14 protein-coding genes are annotated in these 15,015 nt (G+C 69.0%); 2 read left to right on the plus strand and 12 right to left on the minus strand.

The features are described 5' to 3' along the window. Positions 1–2: 2 nt before the first annotated feature. The gene (locus O5O46_RS04100; RefSeq protein WP_269853789.1) at positions 3–500 is read right to left on the minus strand and encodes a hypothetical protein; all 498 of its coding nucleotides are present in this window, start codon (positions 498–500) and stop codon (positions 3–5) included. Continuing rightward, on the minus strand, positions 490–726 hold the full coding sequence (locus O5O46_RS04105) for a hypothetical protein (RefSeq protein WP_269853790.1): 237 nt from the start codon (positions 724–726) through the stop codon (positions 490–492). The genes O5O46_RS04100 and O5O46_RS04105 overlap by 11 nt, the downstream gene beginning before the upstream one ends. A gap of 211 nt (positions 727–937) precedes the next feature. Between O5O46_RS04105 and O5O46_RS04110 the strand changes: the two genes are divergently transcribed. Both O5O46_RS04110 and O5O46_RS04115 read left to right on the plus strand, forming a co-directional pair. Then, positions 938–1,786, plus strand: coding sequence for a helix-turn-helix domain-containing protein (locus tag O5O46_RS04110; RefSeq protein WP_269853791.1), 849 nt, complete (start codon positions 938–940; stop codon positions 1,784–1,786). Beyond that, positions 1,783–1,995, plus strand: coding sequence for a DUF397 domain-containing protein (locus O5O46_RS04115; protein WP_269853792.1), 213 nt, complete (start codon positions 1,783–1,785; stop codon positions 1,993–1,995). The genes O5O46_RS04110 and O5O46_RS04115 overlap by 4 nt, the downstream gene beginning before the upstream one ends. Positions 1,996–2,055: 60 nt before the next feature. Here O5O46_RS04115 and nuoN read toward each other — a convergent pair whose 3' ends face one another. From nuoN to nuoE, 10 genes are read right to left on the minus strand one after another with little or no spacing between them, the layout of a single operon-like run. Further along, a complete protein-coding gene (gene nuoN, locus O5O46_RS04120) occupies positions 2,056–3,708 on the minus strand; it encodes an NADH-quinone oxidoreductase subunit NuoN (protein WP_269853793.1) in 1,653 nt (550 codons plus the stop codon). Further along, a complete protein-coding gene (locus O5O46_RS04125) occupies positions 3,705–5,330 on the minus strand; it encodes an NADH-quinone oxidoreductase subunit M (protein WP_269853794.1) in 1,626 nt (541 codons plus the stop codon). Before O5O46_RS04125 ends, nuoN begins: the two co-directional genes overlap by 4 nt. A 5-nt stretch (positions 5,331–5,335) precedes the next feature. Next, complete coding sequence (gene nuoL, locus O5O46_RS04130; RefSeq protein WP_269853795.1) at positions 5,336–7,276, minus strand: NADH-quinone oxidoreductase subunit L; 1,941 nt, start codon at positions 7,274–7,276, stop codon at positions 5,336–5,338. A gap of 15 nt (positions 7,277–7,291) precedes the next feature. Beyond that, positions 7,292–7,591: an NADH-quinone oxidoreductase subunit NuoK gene (gene nuoK, locus O5O46_RS04135; protein ID WP_269853796.1), complete on the minus strand. Its 300-nt coding sequence runs from the start codon at positions 7,589–7,591 to the stop codon at positions 7,292–7,294. Then, complete coding sequence (locus O5O46_RS04140; RefSeq protein ID WP_269853797.1) at positions 7,588–8,439, minus strand: NADH-quinone oxidoreductase subunit J; 852 nt, start codon at positions 8,437–8,439, stop codon at positions 7,588–7,590. Before O5O46_RS04140 ends, nuoK begins: the two co-directional genes overlap by 4 nt. Then, positions 8,436–9,059, minus strand: a complete 624-nt coding sequence (gene nuoI, locus O5O46_RS04145; protein WP_269853798.1) for an NADH-quinone oxidoreductase subunit NuoI — start codon at positions 9,057–9,059, stop codon at positions 8,436–8,438. Before nuoI ends, O5O46_RS04140 begins: the two co-directional genes overlap by 4 nt. Further along, positions 9,052–10,437: an NADH-quinone oxidoreductase subunit NuoH gene (gene nuoH, locus O5O46_RS04150; RefSeq protein ID WP_391858376.1), complete on the minus strand. Its 1,386-nt coding sequence runs from the start codon at positions 10,435–10,437 to the stop codon at positions 9,052–9,054. The genes nuoI and nuoH overlap by 8 nt, the downstream gene beginning before the upstream one ends. After that, positions 10,437–12,929: an NADH-quinone oxidoreductase subunit G gene (locus O5O46_RS04155; RefSeq protein ID WP_269853799.1), complete on the minus strand. Its 2,493-nt coding sequence runs from the start codon at positions 12,927–12,929 to the stop codon at positions 10,437–10,439. Before O5O46_RS04155 ends, nuoH begins: the two co-directional genes overlap by 1 nt. Beyond that, positions 12,926–14,278, minus strand: a complete 1,353-nt coding sequence (gene nuoF / locus O5O46_RS04160) for an NADH-quinone oxidoreductase subunit NuoF (protein ID WP_269853800.1) — start codon at positions 14,276–14,278, stop codon at positions 12,926–12,928. Before nuoF ends, O5O46_RS04155 begins: the two co-directional genes overlap by 4 nt. Further along, on the minus strand, positions 14,275–14,997 hold the full coding sequence (nuoE, locus tag O5O46_RS04165; protein ID WP_269853923.1) for an NADH-quinone oxidoreductase subunit NuoE: 723 nt from the start codon (positions 14,995–14,997) through the stop codon (positions 14,275–14,277). The genes nuoF and nuoE overlap by 4 nt, the downstream gene beginning before the upstream one ends. Positions 14,998–15,015 lie beyond the last annotated feature (18 nt).

The following is a 15,015-nucleotide window of genomic DNA, read 5'->3' on the forward strand; positions in this document are numbered from 1 at the left end:
GATCAGCGCCGAGCGACCGTCCGTTGAGCCTTACCACTCGCTGCTACGCGCGCCTTCCGGCGTCTGCGGGCATCACAGGCCGACCCGTCAGTGCAGACCACCTCCGTGACCCGTTCGGCATCGCCCAACTCGTCAACCAGCACGCGGCGCCTGCGGCTGAGGGCAGCGAGGTCCATCAGGTCGTGGCAGCGGTCACAATGGTGTTGGGAGTAGCGGGACCTCACCACACGCCCCCGATCGGTAGGAGGCGTAATCCGGAACGTCACGTGCTTGCCGTTGCTGCGGACGCGGAATACGAATCCGTCTCCCCGGTGCAGACTCAACACCGCCGCCCGGTAGTTGCACCACGTGTACCAGCCCCGCCAGGAGCGGCGCTCGTCGGCCGTCATCCGCAGCACCCTGATGGCTTTGGCCATGCCGATGACGGCATCTCTGGCCGCGACGAACTCGGTTTCCGGCACGCCGTTGCGCATCAGCGTGTACAGGCGATCACTGGCCACTGACGCCCTCCCAGCACGGGCACTTGGCGCGAGCCTCGATCCATTTCGCCAACTGGGCCGCCGCCGCGACGTCCAGGCCGCCCAGCTCGAACCGTGATCCCCTGCCGCTGAGGACCTGGAACAAGGCCGGGGCCTGGATGCCGGTCATGGCGATGGCCTCACGCAACGCCCGCTTGGCCGCGACAGCCGCCTCGGCGGCGTCAGGTGTGTGCGCGTCTGTGGACATACGTGCCCCCAACCCGATGGCATGGAGTGATCAACCGAGCACGAAGTGCAAGGCGTTGTGATGAGCGTCCCTTAACTCTGCTCCCGCTGCAAGCAGTTGGGCAAAAACTGCAAACTTGCACTCTTGCGGGGGATGCGCGGGTCAGCAGGCCGTCACGCTGTGGCAGACCGATCAACAGCACGGGCAGACTGGGCTACGGAAGGGAGGGGGCATGGGCGCACCTACCGTGAGGCGTCGCAGGCTTGGTGCGGAGCTGAGGCAGCTCCGCGAAGGCGAGGCGCTCACACAAGAGGAGGCCGCTGCCAAAGCTGGGCTGACAGCGGCGAAGCTCTCAAGGCTTGAAACAGCGCAGTTCGCCATCAAGCCGGATGTCCTGAAGAGTCTCCTGACGCTCTACCGCGCGACCGACGAAAAGCGCGCCGTGCTCCTGGCTCTGGCTCGTGAAGGTGCACGGCGTGGATGGTGGCAGCCGTACCGGGACATGATCGACCCCGCCTATAGCGACCTGATCAGCCTGGAAGCCGAAGCCGTCGCCATGCGCACCTTCGAAGCGCTGCTCATCCCGGGACTGCTTCAGACTGCGGCGTACGCGCGTGCCGTGATCGGTGGCGGCGCTGTTCCACTGCCAGCGGATCAGATCAACGCGCGGGTAGAGGTACGCATCGGGCGCCAGAGCGTGCTGACTCGTCCGAACCCACTGGAGATTTGGGCGATCGTGCATGAGGCAGCGCTACGTACTCGCATCAAGGGATCGAAGTCCGTGATGCGCGACCAGTTGCAACGGCTGATCGACCTGTCCGAGTTGCCTCACGTGTACGTTCAGGTGTTGTCCTCTGAGGCCGCTCCTCACCCTGGTTACTCAGGCGGATTTTCCATGCTGCGCTTCCCCGAGGGGGAAGAACTGGACGTGGTGGTCCTGGAGAATCTGTCCAACACGCTCTACATCGAGGAGCGCGAAGACGTAGCCGTCTACACCGGGGCCTTTGAACGGCTGCGGGCCGAAGCTCTCAGCTTTGACGACTCGCGGGCCATGATCGAACGACTGAAGGACAACGAATGAGTACCCAACTCCCCTCGTCAGCACCGCTGAACATCGGATGGCGGAAGTCCACTTACAGCGGTCAAGCCGGCAACTGCGTTGAGATAGCCGCGACGACAGGCTCAGCCTACGTGCGTGACTCCAAGGACCCTCAGGGGCCGGCACTCAGGTTCAGCGCTGACGCCTGGTTCTCCTTCGTCCAGGCCGTCAAGGACGACGAAATCGCCTGACAGCGCACAGAAGCCCCCGCTTGCGGGGGCTTCTGTCGGCGAGACGCGGGCCGTGTACACCTACCGCACGAAGACGCTGGCCTTCCCCGCCAGGTCCAGGAAGTACTGCGGCGCCACGCCCAGCACGAGCGTCACCGCAGCGCCCACCGTGATGGCCGTGATGGTCAGGGGGCTCGGCACGGCCACCGAGGGTCCGCCCGGCTGCGGTTCGCTGAAGAACATCAGGACGATGACCCTGATGTAGAAGAACGCGGCGACCGCCGACGAGATCACACCGATGATCACCAGCGGTACCGCACCCGCCTGCGCCGCCGCCTTGAACACCGCGAACTTACCGGCGAAGCCGGACGTCAGCGGGATGCCCGCGAAGGCCAGCAGGAACACCGCGAAGACCGCGGCCACCAACGGGGAGCGGCGGCCCAGACCGGCCCACCGGGACAGGTGGGTCGCCTCGCCGCCCGCGTCCCGTACGAGCGTCACCACCGCGAAGGCGCCCAGCGTCACGAACGAGTACGCGGCCAGGTAGAACAGCACCGAGGAGACACCGTCCGGCGAGACCGCGATCACGCCCGCGAGGATGAAGCCGGCGTGGGCGATGGACGAGTACGCCAGCAGCCGCTTCACGTCCGTCTGGGTCACCGCGACCACCGCGCCGATGACCATCGTCGCGATGGCCACCCCCCACATCACCGGCCGCCAGTCCCAGCGCAGCCCCGGCAGCACCACGTACAGCAGCCGCAGCAGCGCGCCGAACGCGGCGACCTTCGTGGCGGCGGCCATGAAGCCGGTCACCGGAGTCGGGGCGCCCTGGTAGACGTCCGGCGTCCACATGTGGAACGGCACCGCCGCCACCTTGAACAGCAGGCCCACCACCACCATCGAACCGCCGATCAGCAACAGGGCGTCGTTCGCCGTGGTGTTGGCCAGCGCCGGGGTCATCCTGGCCGTGCCGTTGACCACGTCCGCGATCCCGCCGTACGAGATGGTCCCGGCGTACCCGTACAGCAGCGCCACGCCGAACAGCAGGATGGCCGAGGAGAACGCGCCCAGCAGGAAGTACTTGACCGCCGACTCCTGGGAGAGCAGACGGTGCCGCCGGGCCAGCGCGCACAGCAGGTACAGCGGCAGGGAGAACACCTCAAGCGAGACGAACAGTGTCAACAGGTCGTTCGCGGCAGGGAAGATCATCATGCCGCCCACCGCGAACAGCAGCAGCGGGAAGACCTCGGTGGTGGTGAACCCGGCCCGTACCGCACGCTTCTCCTGCTCGCTGCCGGGCACCGTGGAGCCCTGCGCGGCGAAGGAGTCCACCCGTCGGCCGTGCGCCAGCGGATCGAGCCGGCGCTCCGCGAAGGTGAACGCGGCGACCAGTGCCACCAGCACGATGGTGCCCTGGAGGAACAGCGCTGGACCGTCCACCGCGACCGCCCCCATCGCCGCGATGTGCGACTTGGTGCTGGCGTAGCCGTCGGCGGCCAGGGCGACGATCGCCGCGAACGCCGCGGCGAGCCCCACCACCGAGACGCCCAACTGCGCGATGTAGCGGCTGCGTCGGGGCAGCAGGGCCTCGACCAGGACGCCGAGGACCGCCGCGCCGAAGACGATCAGCACCGGTGAGAGCTGGGCGTACTCGATCTTCGGGGTCGGGATCCGGTCCAACGGCAGCGCGGGATCGGCCGCCGTTGTCCACAGGCTGTGGATGACACCCGTCACTTCGCGGTCTCCTTCGCTGCGGCGGTGAGCGACGCGTTGATCTGCGGCGCGGGATCGGTCCGGTGGACGTCGGAGAGGGTGTCCTTGACCGCCGGGTTGATCAGGTCGGTGACCGGTTTCGGATAGACCCCGAGGAAGACCAGCAAGGCGATCAGCGGTGCCACCACGGCGAGTTCACGCGCCTTGAGGTCCTTCATGCCCTCGATGCCCGCCTTCACCGGGCCGGTCATGGTGCGCTGGTAGAGCACCAGCACGTACAGCGCCGCCAGCACGATGCCCAGCGTGGCGACCACCCCGGCCGCCGGATAGCGGCTGAAGGTGCCCACCAGCACCAGGAACTCGCTGACGAACGGCGCGAGTCCGGGCAGGGAGAGGGTGGCCAGGCCGCCCACCAGGAACGTGCCCGCCAGCAGCGGGGCCACCTTCTGCACACCGCCGAAGTCGGAGATCAACCGCGAACCGCGCCGGGTGATCAGGAAGCCCGCGACCAGCAGCAACGCGGCCGTGGAGATGCCGTGGTTGACCATGTAGAGGGTGGCGCCGCCCTGGCCCTGGGAGGTCATCGCGAAGATGCCCAGGATGATGAAGCCGAAGTGCGAGATGGACGCGTAGGCGATCAGCCGCTTGATGTCCCGCTGGCCCACGGCGAGCAGCGCACCGTAGATGATCCCGATCACCGACAGCACCAGGATCACCGGGGTCGCCCACTTCGACGCCTCGGGGAACAGCTGGATGCAGTACCGCAGCATCGCGAAGGTGCCGACCTTGTCGACCACCGCGGTCAGCAGCACGGCGACCGGAGCGGTGGATTCGCCCATCGCGTTGGGCAGCCAGGTGTGCAGCGGCCACAGCGGCGCCTTGACGGCGAAGGCGAAGAAGAAGCCGAGGAAGATCCACCGCTCGGCGGTGGTGGACAGCCGGAGCTGGCCGCTGGCCCGCGCCTGGAGGATCTGCGGCAGCGAGAACGTGCCGTGGCCGCCGAGTTGGTGTGCGGTGACCGCGTACAGTCCGATCACCGCGGCCAGCATGATCAGCCCGCCTACCAGGTTGTAGAGCAGGAACTTCACCGCCGCGTAGGAGCGTTGTTTGGCCTGTTCGTCCTCGCCCTTCGCCCCCGCGCGGTCCCCGAAGCCGCCGATGAGGAAGTACATCGGGATCAGCATGGCTTCGAAGAAGATGTAGAAGAGGAAGACGTCGGTGGACTCGAACGAGATCACCACCATCGCCTCGACCAGCAGGATCAGCGCGAAGAACCCTTGTGTGGGGCGCCAGTTGCGGTTCGGGGTGTGTCCGTCCAGTACGTCGGCGTCATGCCAGCCCGCCAGCATCACGAACGGTACGAGCACCGCCGCCAACAGCACCAGCACCACGGCGATGCCGTCCACACCGAGTTCGTAGCGGACCCCGAAGTCCGCGATCCACGCGTGCGATTCGGTGAGCTGGTAGCGGGCGCCGCCCGGTGTGAACCGGGCCGCGTCCACCGCCGCCAGCACCAGGGTGGCCAGCGAGAAGCCGAGCGCCAGCCACTTGGCGGCGGTGCGCCGCCCGGCCGGTACCGCGGCGGTGGCGATCGCGCCGACCGCGGGGACCGCGGCGGTCACGGTGAGCAGGGGAAACGCCATGGCTATCAGACCGCCCTCATCAGCAGGGTCGCGGCAACCACGACCGCCGTACCACCGAGCATCGAGACCGCGTACGACCGGACGTAGCCGTTCTGTACCTGGCGCAGCCGGGCCGACAGTCCGCCGACCGAGGCGGCCGTGCCGTTGACCGCGCCGTCCACCAGCGAGTGGTCGAGGTAGACCAGGCTGCGGGTGAGGTGTTCACCGCCGCGCACCAGCACGACGTGGTTGAAGTCGTCCTGGAGTAGATCGCGCCGCGCCGCCCGGGTGAGCAGCGAACCGCGCGGCGCGGTGACCGGCACCGGCGCCCGCCCGTACTGCGCCCAGGCCAGCGCGGCACCGACGGCCAGCACCACCAGGGTGGCCGCGGTGACCTCCCAGGTGGAGACCGGCGAGTGCCCCTCGCTGTGCCCGGTCACCGGCTCAAGCCACTTCAGGAACGCGGAGTTGATGCTGAACAGCCCACCTGCGAGCACCGAGCCGACGGCGAGGACGACCATGGGGATGGTCATGGACTTCGGGGACTCGTGGGGATGCGGCAGCTCTCCCGGGTGCACCTCGATGCCGGGTTCGACGCTGGGCACCTCGTCCGGGTCGGGCGCGGGCTGCCACCGCGGTTCGCCGAAGAACGTCATCACCATGACCCGGGTCATGTAGTACGCGGTGATGCCCGCGCCCAGCAGCGCGACCCCGCCGAGGATCCAGCCCTCGGTGCCGCCCTTGGCGAACGCCGCCTCGATGATCTTGTCCTTGGACCAGAAGCCGGACAGCCCGGGGAAGCCGATGATCGCCAGGTAGCCGAGGCCGAAGGTGACATAGGTGATCGGCATGTACTTGCGCAGCCCGCCGTACCTGCGCATGTCGACCTCGTCGTTCATCGCGTGCATCACGGAACCGGCGCCGAGGAACAGGCCCGCCTTGAAGAAGCCGTGGGTGACCAGGTGCATGATGGCGAAGACATAGCCGATCGGGCCGAGTCCGGCGGCCAGCATCATGTAGCCGATCTGCGACATGGTGGATCCGGCCAGCGCCTTCTTGATGTCGTCCTTGGCGCAACCGACGATCGCACCGAACATCAACGTGACCGCGCCGACCACGCAGACCGCGAGCTGCGCGGTGGGCGCCGCGTTGAAGACGGCGCCGGAGCGGGTCACCAGGTAGACGCCCGCGGTCACCATGGTCGCCGCGTGGATCAGCGCCGAGACCGGCGTCGGACCCTCCATCGCGTCCCCGAGCCAGGACTGCAGCGGCACCTGGGCCGACTTGCCGCACGCGCCGAGCAGCAGCAGCAGGCCGACGACGGTGAGCTTGGCCTGGCTGGCGCTGGTGGCGTGGGAGAACACCGGGGCGAAGGAGAAGGTGCCGAACGTGGTGAACAGCACCATGATCGCGATCGACAGACCCATGTCGCCGACCCGGTTGACGATGAACGCCTTCTTCGCCGCGGTCGCCGCGCTCGGCTTGTGCTGCCAGAAGCCGATCAGCAGGTACGAGGCGAGACCGACGCCCTCCCAACCCACGTACAGCAGCAGGTAGTTGTCGGCGAGCACCAGCAGCAGCATCGCCGCCAGGAAGAGGTTGAGGTAGCCGAAGAAGCGGCGGCGGTTCTCGTCGTGTGCCATGTAGCCGACCGAATAGATGTGGATCAGCGTGCCCACACCGGTGATCAGCAGCACGAACGTCATGGAGAGCTGGTCCAGTTGGAAGGCGACGTCCGCCCGGAAGCCGCCGACCGGCACCCAGCTGAACAGGTGCGAGGTGAGGGTGCGCTGGCCGGTGGGCCTGCCCAGCATGTGGACGAACAGCGCCGCGCCGAGCGCGAAGGAGGCCGCGGCCAGCAGGCAGCCGATCCAGTGGCCTACCCGATCGAGCCGACGCCCTCCGACGAGCAGTACGCCCGCGCCGAGAAGTGGAGCCCCGATGAGGGCTCCGATGAGGTGATCCACGTCAACTGCCCCTATCTACAGCTTCATCAGGCTGGCGTCGTCGACCGAGGCCGAGTGGCGGGAGCGGAAGAACGTCACGATGATCGCCAGGCCGACCACCACCTCGGCGGCCGCGACGACCATGGTGAAGAACGCGAAGATCTGGCCGTCGAGGTTGCCGTGCAGCCGGGCGAAGGTGACGAAGGCCAGGTTGCAGGCGTTGAGCATCAACTCGACGCACATGAAGACGATGATCGCGTTCCGCCGGATCAGCACGCCGGCTCCGCCGATGGTGAACAACAGGGCGGACAGATAAAGGTAGTTGATCGGGTTCACTTCGCCGCCCCGTTCGCCGAGTTCGCACCGTTCGCCGAGTTCGCTCCGTTCGCCGGTGCGGGGCCCGACTCCCCTTCGCCCTCGGCGTGCCGCTCGGAGCGCTGCTCCAACTCCCTGAGACTCTCCAGTGCCTCACCACTGACGTCCCGGATCTGGCCACGGGCGCGCAGCGTCTTGCTGACGGACAGCTCGGCGGGTGTGCCATCGGGCAGCAGCCCGGGGATGTCCACCGCGTTGTGCCGGGCATATACGCCGGGCGCGGGCAGCGGTGGCACCTGGGCGCCCTCCCGCACTCGCCGCTCGGCCAACTCGCGCTGCGTGGCGGCACGTTCGGTGCGCTCCCGGTGGGTGAGCACCATCGCACCGACGGCCGCGGTGATCAGCAGCGCGCCGGTGATCTCGAAGGCCCACACGTACGTGGTGAAGATCAGCCGCGCCAACCCCTCCACGTTCCCACCGGAGTTGGCCTGTCCCAGGCCGGTGAAGCTGTGCACCGAGGCGTTGCCGAGCCCTGCGATCAGCAGGACGCCGAAGCCGATGCCGACCAGCGCGGCCATCCAGCGCTGCCCCCTGATGGTCTCCCGCAGGGAGTCAGCGGCGGTGATGCCGACCAGCATGACGACGAAGAGGAACAGCATCATGATCGCGCCGGTGTAGACCACGATCTGCACGACGCCCAGGAAGTACGCGCCGTTCGCCAGGTAGAAGACGGCCAGTATGATCATGGTGCCCGCCAGCGACAACGCGCTGTGCACGGCCTTCTTCATCGCCACTGTGCCGAGCGCGCCGAGCACCGCGACGATTCCGAGCAACCAGAACTGGACGGCCTCGCCGGTGGATGTCGTCATGCGTCGGCCTCCTCGGCCTTCCTGGCGTCGTCCGGCCGTTCGCCCTTGGAGACGGCGACCTGCCGGGCCGTGCCGGGCGCGGCCTCGGTGACCAGGCCGCGGTAGTAGTCCTGTTCGGTCATGCCCGGGAAGATGGCGTGCGGGGTGTCCACCATCGACTCGTCGAGGCCCGCGAGCAGCTCCTCCTTGGTGTAGATGAGCGACTCCCGGGTGCGGTCGGCGAGTTCGTACTCGTTGGTCATGGTCAGCGCCCGGGTGGGGCAGGCCTCGATGCACAGGCCGCACAGGATGCAGCGGGCGTAGTTGATCTGGTAGACGCGGCCGTAGCGCTCACCGGGCGAGTAGCGTTCCTCGTCGGTGTTGTCCGCGCCCTCGACGTAGATGGCGTCGGCCGGACAGGCCCAGGCGCACAGCTCGCAGCCGATGCACTTCTCCAGCCCGTCCGGATGCCGGTTGAGCTGGTGGCGGCCGTGGAAGCGGGGCGCGACCGGCTTCTTGTACTCGGGGTACTGCTCGGTCAGCCGCTTCTTGAACATGGCCTTGAAGGTCACGCCGAACCCGGCCACGGGATTCTGCCAGCGGGTACGGGACTCCTCGTCCTGGGGTTCGCGGTCAGGCATTGCCGCCCTCCTGCTCCTTGTCCGGCGTATCGGCGGTGTCCGTGGCGTTGACCAACTGCCGTTCACCGCGCGGCCTTCGGCGCGGTACCGGCGGCAGGGCCTGTCCGGGCCGCGGCGGTACGGGGAAGCCGCCCGCCATCGGGTCGAACCGGTCCCCGGGGGCGCCCGGCTCCGCGGCGGCCTTGTGACCGCGGTCGCGCAGCACGTCGACCACCAGCGAGAGCAGCAGCAGCGCCAGGATCCCGCCGCCCACGTACAGCACGATCCGCTGGAAGTCGTAGTTCTCGTTGCGCAGCGCGCGCACCGTGGCGACCAGCATCAGCCAGACCATGGAGACCGGGATCAGCACCTTCCAGCCCAGCTTCATGAACTGGTCGTAGCGCATTCGCGGCAGCGTGCCGCGCAGCCAGATGAAGAAGAACAGCAGCAGCTGGATCTTGATGGTGATCCACAGCAGCGGCCACCAGCCGTGGTTCGCGCCCGCCCAGAAGGTGCTGATCGGCCAGGGGGCCCGCCAGCCGCCGAGGAACAGGGTGGTCGCGATGGCTGAGACGGTGACCATGTTGACGTACTCGGCCAGCATGAACAGCGCGAACTTGATGGACGAGTACTCGGTGTTGAACCCGCCGACCAGTTCGCCCTCCGCCTCGGGCAGGTCGAACGGCGCCCGGTTGGTCTCACCGACCATCGCCACGATGTAGACGATGAACGAGACCGGCAGCAACACCACGTACCACTTGTCGTGTTGACTGGCGACGATCTGCGAGGTCGACATCGAGTGCGAGTAGAGGAACACCGCGGCGAACGAGATGCCCATGGCGATCTCGTAGGAGATCATCTGCGCTGTCGAACGCAGCCCGCCGAGCAACGGATACGTCGAACCCGACGACCAACCCGCCAGCACCACGCCGTAGATGCCCACCGACGCCACGGCGAGGACGTACAGCACGGCCACCGGCAGGTCGGTGAGCTGCATCGGGGTACGGGTGCCGAAGATCGAGATCTCGTTGTCCGCCGGGCCGAACGGGATGACCGCGAAGGCCATGAAGGCCGGGATGGCCGCGACGATGGGCGCCAGGACGTACACCACCTTGTCGGCGCCCTTGACGACGATGTCCTCCTTGAGCATCAGCTTCACACCGTCGGCGAGGGACTGCAGCATCCCCCAGGGGCCGTGCCGGTTGGGGCCGATGCGCAACTGCATCCAGGCGACGACCTTGCGCTCCCAGACGATGGAGAACAGCACCGTCAGCATCGCGAAGGCGAAGCAGAAGATCGCCTTGATGATGATCAGCCACCATGGATCGCGGCCGAAGACACCCAGGTTCTGCGCCGCGAGACCCTGCACGGCGGACAGTCCGGATACCGCTGGAGTGATCACTTGGCCACCTCCCGCACGGCCGCGCCGACCGACACCAACCGGCCCGGCAGCACACCGAGTTCGTCGTACACCCCGGAGCCCGTGGAGTTGAGCGGCAGCCACACCACCCGGTCCGGCATCGCGGTGGTCCGCAGCGGCAGCGTCACGCTCCCGGCCGGGCCGGTCACCGTCAGCTCGGCGCCGTCCTTGACTCCGACCTCCTCGGCGGTGGCCGCGGACAGCCGGGCGACCGCCGCGTGCCGGGTACCGGCCAGCGCGTCGTCGCCCTCCTGCAACCGGCCCAGGTCCAGCAGCAGCCGGTGCCCGGCCAGCACCGCCTCGCCCGCCCCCGGCCTGGCCAGCGGACGCGACGACTCCAGCGGGTCGGCGGGGCGCGCGCCGCCCCAGGGGGCCAGTCCGCGCAGTTCGCGCCGCACGGCCTGCGCATCGGGCAGGCCCAGACCCGCCGCACCGGACATGGCGTCCGCGATCATGTGCAGCACCCGCACATCGGAGAGCCGGTACCGGCTGGTCGCCTGATCGGGCTTGATAGCGGCCTCGAACGGACGGGCCCGGCCCTCCCAGTCGAGGAACGTCCCGGCCTTCTCCTCCACCGCCGCGACCGGGAAGACCACATCGGCCCGCTGGGTCACCTCGCTCGGCCGCTGCTCCAGGCTGACCAGGAACCCGACCTGGTCCAGCGCCTCCCTGGCCCGGGCCGGATCCGGCAGGTCCACCACCTCGACCCCGGCCACCAGCAGCGCGGACAGCTCACCGCCCGCCGCCGCGGCCACGATCTGGTCCGCGTCCCGGCCGAAGCGGTGCGGCAGTTCGGCCACTCCCCACAGCGCCGCGACCTCCTCACGGGCCCGCGGATCGGTCAACGGCCGCCCGCCGGGCAGCAGCCCCGGCAGCGCACCGGCCTCCAGGGCGCCGCGCTCACCGGCCCGCCGCGGGATCCAGGCCAGCCGGGCACCGGTCGCCGTGGCCAGCCGGGCCGCCGAGGTCAGCGCGCCCGGCACCCCGGCCAGCCGCTCACCGACCAGGATCACCGCACCGTCCTGCCGCAGCGCCTCGGACGCCGCCGCACCGTCCTCGTCCAGACCGACCCCGCTGGCCAGCGCGTCCAGCCACTCCGGCTCGGTGCCCGGGGCGGCCAGCAGGAGCGTTCCGCCCGCCTTCACCAGGCCCCGGGTGGCGAAGGGGGCGATCCCGAAGGTCCGCTGGCCACGCTTGCGGTGCGCCTTGCGCAGCCGCAGGAAGACACCGGGCGCCTCCTCCTCGGCCTCAAGTCCGGCCAGCAGCACGGCCGGAGCCTGCTCCAGCGAGGTGTACGTGACCCCGTCGCCGTCGAGGTCGCGACCGCGTCCGGCCACCCGGGCGGCCAGGAAGTCGGCCTCCTCGGCGCTGTGCACCCGGGCCCGGAAGTCCACGTCGTTGGTGTCCAGCACGACCCGGGCGAACTTCGCGTACGCGTAGGCGTCCTCGACGGTCAACCGGCCGCCGGTCAGCACACCCGTCCGGCCGCGTGCCGCCAGCAGTCCGCGGGCGGCGGTCTCCAGTGCCTCGGGCCAACTCGCCGGACGCAGTTCGCCGTTCTCCCTGACCAGCGGATGGGTCAGCCGGTCCGGGCGCTGGGCGTAGCGGAACGCGAAGCGGCCCTTGTCGCACAGCCACTCCTCGTTGACCTCGGGGTCGTTGGCGGCCAGCCGCCGCATGGTCCTGCCACGCCGGTGGTCGGTACGGGTGGCGCAGCCGCCCGCGCAGTGCTCGCACACGCTCGGCGAGGAGACCAGGTCGAACGGCCGGGACCGGAAGCGGTACGCGGCCGAGGTCAGCGCGCCCACCGGGCAGATCTGGATGGTGTTGCCGGAGAAGTAGGACTCGAACGGCTCGCCCTCGCCGATGCCCACCTGCTCCAGCGCGCCGCGCTCCAGCAGCTCGATCATCGGGTCCCCGGCGATCTGCTCGGAGAACCGGGTGCACCGCGCGCACAGCACACAGCGCTCCCGGTCCAGCAGGATCTGCGGGGAGATCGGGATCGGCTTCTCGTAGGTGCGCTTGCGGCCCTCGAAGCGGGTGTCGGCCTGGCCGGTGGACATCGCCTGGTTCTGCAGCGGGCACTCACCGCCCTTGTCGCAGACCGGGCAGTCCAACGGGTGGTTGATCAGCAGCAGTTCCATCACACCGCGTTGCGCCTTCTCGGCGACCGGCGAGGTGAGTTGGGTCCTGACCACCATGCCGTCGGTGCAGGTGATGGTGCAGGACGCCATCGGCTTGCGCTGGCCCTCCACCTCCACGATGCACTGGCGGCAGGCGCCGACCGGGTCGAGCAGCGGATGGTCGCAGAACCGGGGGATCTCGATGCCGACCATCTCGGCGGCGCGGATCACCAGGGTGCCCTTGGGCACCGAGAACTCGATGCCGTCGATGGTGACGGTCACGAGATCTTCAGGCGGCACCGCCGCTTCCTTTCCGCCTCCGGAGGGGGCGCCGGTTGCGAGTGTCACGCGTTCACCTCCAGGTGCGGCTGGTGCGCCCACACGGTCGACAGGGCCGGGTCGAAGGGGCAGCCCTGCTCGGTGATGTGGCGCTCGTACTCGTCGCGGAAGTACTTCAGCGAGGAGAAGATGGGGCTGGCGGCGCCGTCGCCGAGCGCGCAGAAGGACTTGCCGTTGACGTTGTCGGCGATGTCCAGCAGCTTGTCCAGGTCCTCCGGGCGGCCCTTGCCCGCTTCGAGGTCCCGCAGCAACTGCACCATCCAGTACGTCCCCTCGCGGCACGGTGTGCACTTGCCGCAGGACTCATGGGCGTAGAACTCGGTCCAGCGGGTGACCGCCCGCACCACGCAGGTGGTCTCGTCGAAGCACTGGAGCGCCTTGGTGCCGAGCATCGATCCGGCGGCGCCCACGCCCTCGTAGTCCAGTGGTACGTCGAGGTGTTCGTCGGTGAGCAGCGGGGTGGAGGAACCGCCCGGCGTCCAGAACTTCAGCCGGTGGCCGGGGCGCATCCCACCGCTGATGTCGAGGAGTTGGCGCAGCGTGATGCCCAACGGGCCCTCGTACTGGCCGGGGTTGGCGACATGGCCCGAGAGCGAGTACAGCGTGAAGCCGGGGGACTTCTCGCTGCCCATCGACCGGAACCATTCCTTACCCCTGGTGAGGATGGCGGGAACCGAAGCGATGGATTCGACGTTGTTCACCACAGTGGGGCACGCGTACAGACCGGCGACCGCTGGGAAGGGGGGACGCAACCGGGGCTGGCCGCGGCGTCCTTCGAGGGAGTCCAGCAGCGCCGTCTCCTCACCGCAGATGTAGGCGCCCGCGCCCGCGTGCACGGTCAGTTCCAGGTCGAAGCCGGAGCCCTGGATGTCGCGGCCGAGGTATCCGGCGCCGTACGCCTCGGCGACCGCGTGGTGCAGCCGCCGCAGCACCGGGACCACCTCGCCGCGCAGGTAGATGAAGGCGTGGTTGGAGCGGATGGCGTGGCAGGCGATCACGATGCCCTCGATGAGGGCGTGCGGATTGGCGAAGAGTAGGGGGATGTCCTTGCACGTACCGGGTTCGGACTCGTCGGCGTTGACCACGAGGTAGTGCGGTTTGCCGTCACCCTGCGGGATGAACTGCCACTTCATTCCGGTCGGGAAGCCCGCGCCGCCCCGGCCGCGCAGGCCGGAGTCCTTCACCAGCGCGATCACGTCGTCGGGTGCCATGGCGAGCGCCTTGCGCAGGCCCTGGTAGCCGTCATGGCGTTGGTAGGTCTCCAGGGTCCAGGACTCGGGCTCGTCCCAGAACGCGGAGAGGACCGGGGAGAGCACCTTCTCCGGGCTGGTCTCGTTGACGGCGGCTGCCACGGTCATTCCTCACCCTCCCCGCCCTCGCACGGCGAGATCCCGCCTTCGCGTGGCGAGACGATTCGCCCGGGGGCCGTTTCGCCCTTGGCCAGCCGCAGCCCGACCAGGGTGGCGGGACCGGCGCCGCCGGTGGCCTCCACCGCGCCCGGCCGGGTGTCGGGGAAGCCGGCGAGCATCCGCGCGGTCTCCCGGAAGGTGCACAGCGGCGCGCCCCGGGTCGGCCGGACCGGCCTTCCGGCGCGCAGGTCGTCCACCAGGCGCCTGGCCGAGTCGGGGGTCTGGTTGTCGAAGAACTCCCAGTTGACCATCACCACCGGGGCGTAGTCGCAGGCCGCGTTGCACTCGATGTGCTGCAACGTGACCTTGCCGTCCCCGGTGGTCTCGTCGTTGCCGATGCCGAGGTGCCGCTGGAGCTCCTCGAAGATGGCGTCACCGCCCATCACCGCGCACAGCGTGTTGGTGCACACCCCGACCTGGTACTCCCCGGAGGACTTGCGCCGGTACATGGAGTAGAAGGTGGAGACGGCGGTCACCTCGGCGGTGGTCAGTTCCAGCAGTTCCGCGCAGAAGCGGACGCCGGTGCGGCTGACGTAGCCCTCCTCGGCTTGTACCAGGTGCAGCAGCGGCAGCAGCGCGGAGCGGGTGTCCGGGTAGCGGGCGATCACCTCCCGTGCGTCCGCCTCCAGCCTGGCACGCACCTCGGCCGGATAGTCGGGTGGCGGCATCTCGGGGATGCCGAGCGA

Origin of the sequence: Streptomyces sp. RPT161 (genome assembly GCF_027533845.1) — a bacterium.
In the GTDB taxonomy this organism is placed as follows: domain Bacteria; phylum Actinomycetota; class Actinomycetes; order Streptomycetales; family Streptomycetaceae; genus Streptantibioticus_A; species Streptantibioticus_A silvisoli_A.

What these genes read in the sequence shown, in the direction of transcription:
- O5O46_RS04105 (WP_269853790.1), bottom strand. Translation starts at nt 726, where the DNA reads ATGTCCACAGACGCGCACACACCTGACGCCGCCGAGGCGGCTGTCGCG.
- O5O46_RS04110 (WP_269853791.1), top strand. Translation starts at nt 938, where the DNA reads ATGGGCGCACCTACCGTGAGGCGTCGCAGGCTTGGTGCGGAGCTGAGG.
- O5O46_RS04115 (WP_269853792.1), top strand. Translation starts at nt 1,783, where the DNA reads ATGAGTACCCAACTCCCCTCGTCAGCACCGCTGAACATCGGATGGCGG.
- O5O46_RS04125 (WP_269853794.1), bottom strand. Translation starts at nt 5,330, where the DNA reads ATGGCGTTTCCCCTGCTCACCGTGACCGCCGCGGTCCCCGCGGTCGGC.
- O5O46_RS04140 (WP_269853797.1), bottom strand. Translation starts at nt 8,439, where the DNA reads ATGACGACATCCACCGGCGAGGCCGTCCAGTTCTGGTTGCTCGGAATC.
- nuoI (WP_269853798.1), bottom strand. Translation starts at nt 9,059, where the DNA reads ATGCCTGACCGCGAACCCCAGGACGAGGAGTCCCGTACCCGCTGGCAG.
- nuoF (WP_269853800.1), bottom strand. Translation starts at nt 14,278, where the DNA reads ATGACCGTGGCAGCCGCCGTCAACGAGACCAGCCCGGAGAAGGTGCTC.
- nuoE (WP_269853923.1), bottom strand. Translation starts at nt 14,997, where the DNA reads ATGCCGCCACCCGACTATCCGGCCGAGGTGCGTGCCAGGCTGGAGGCG.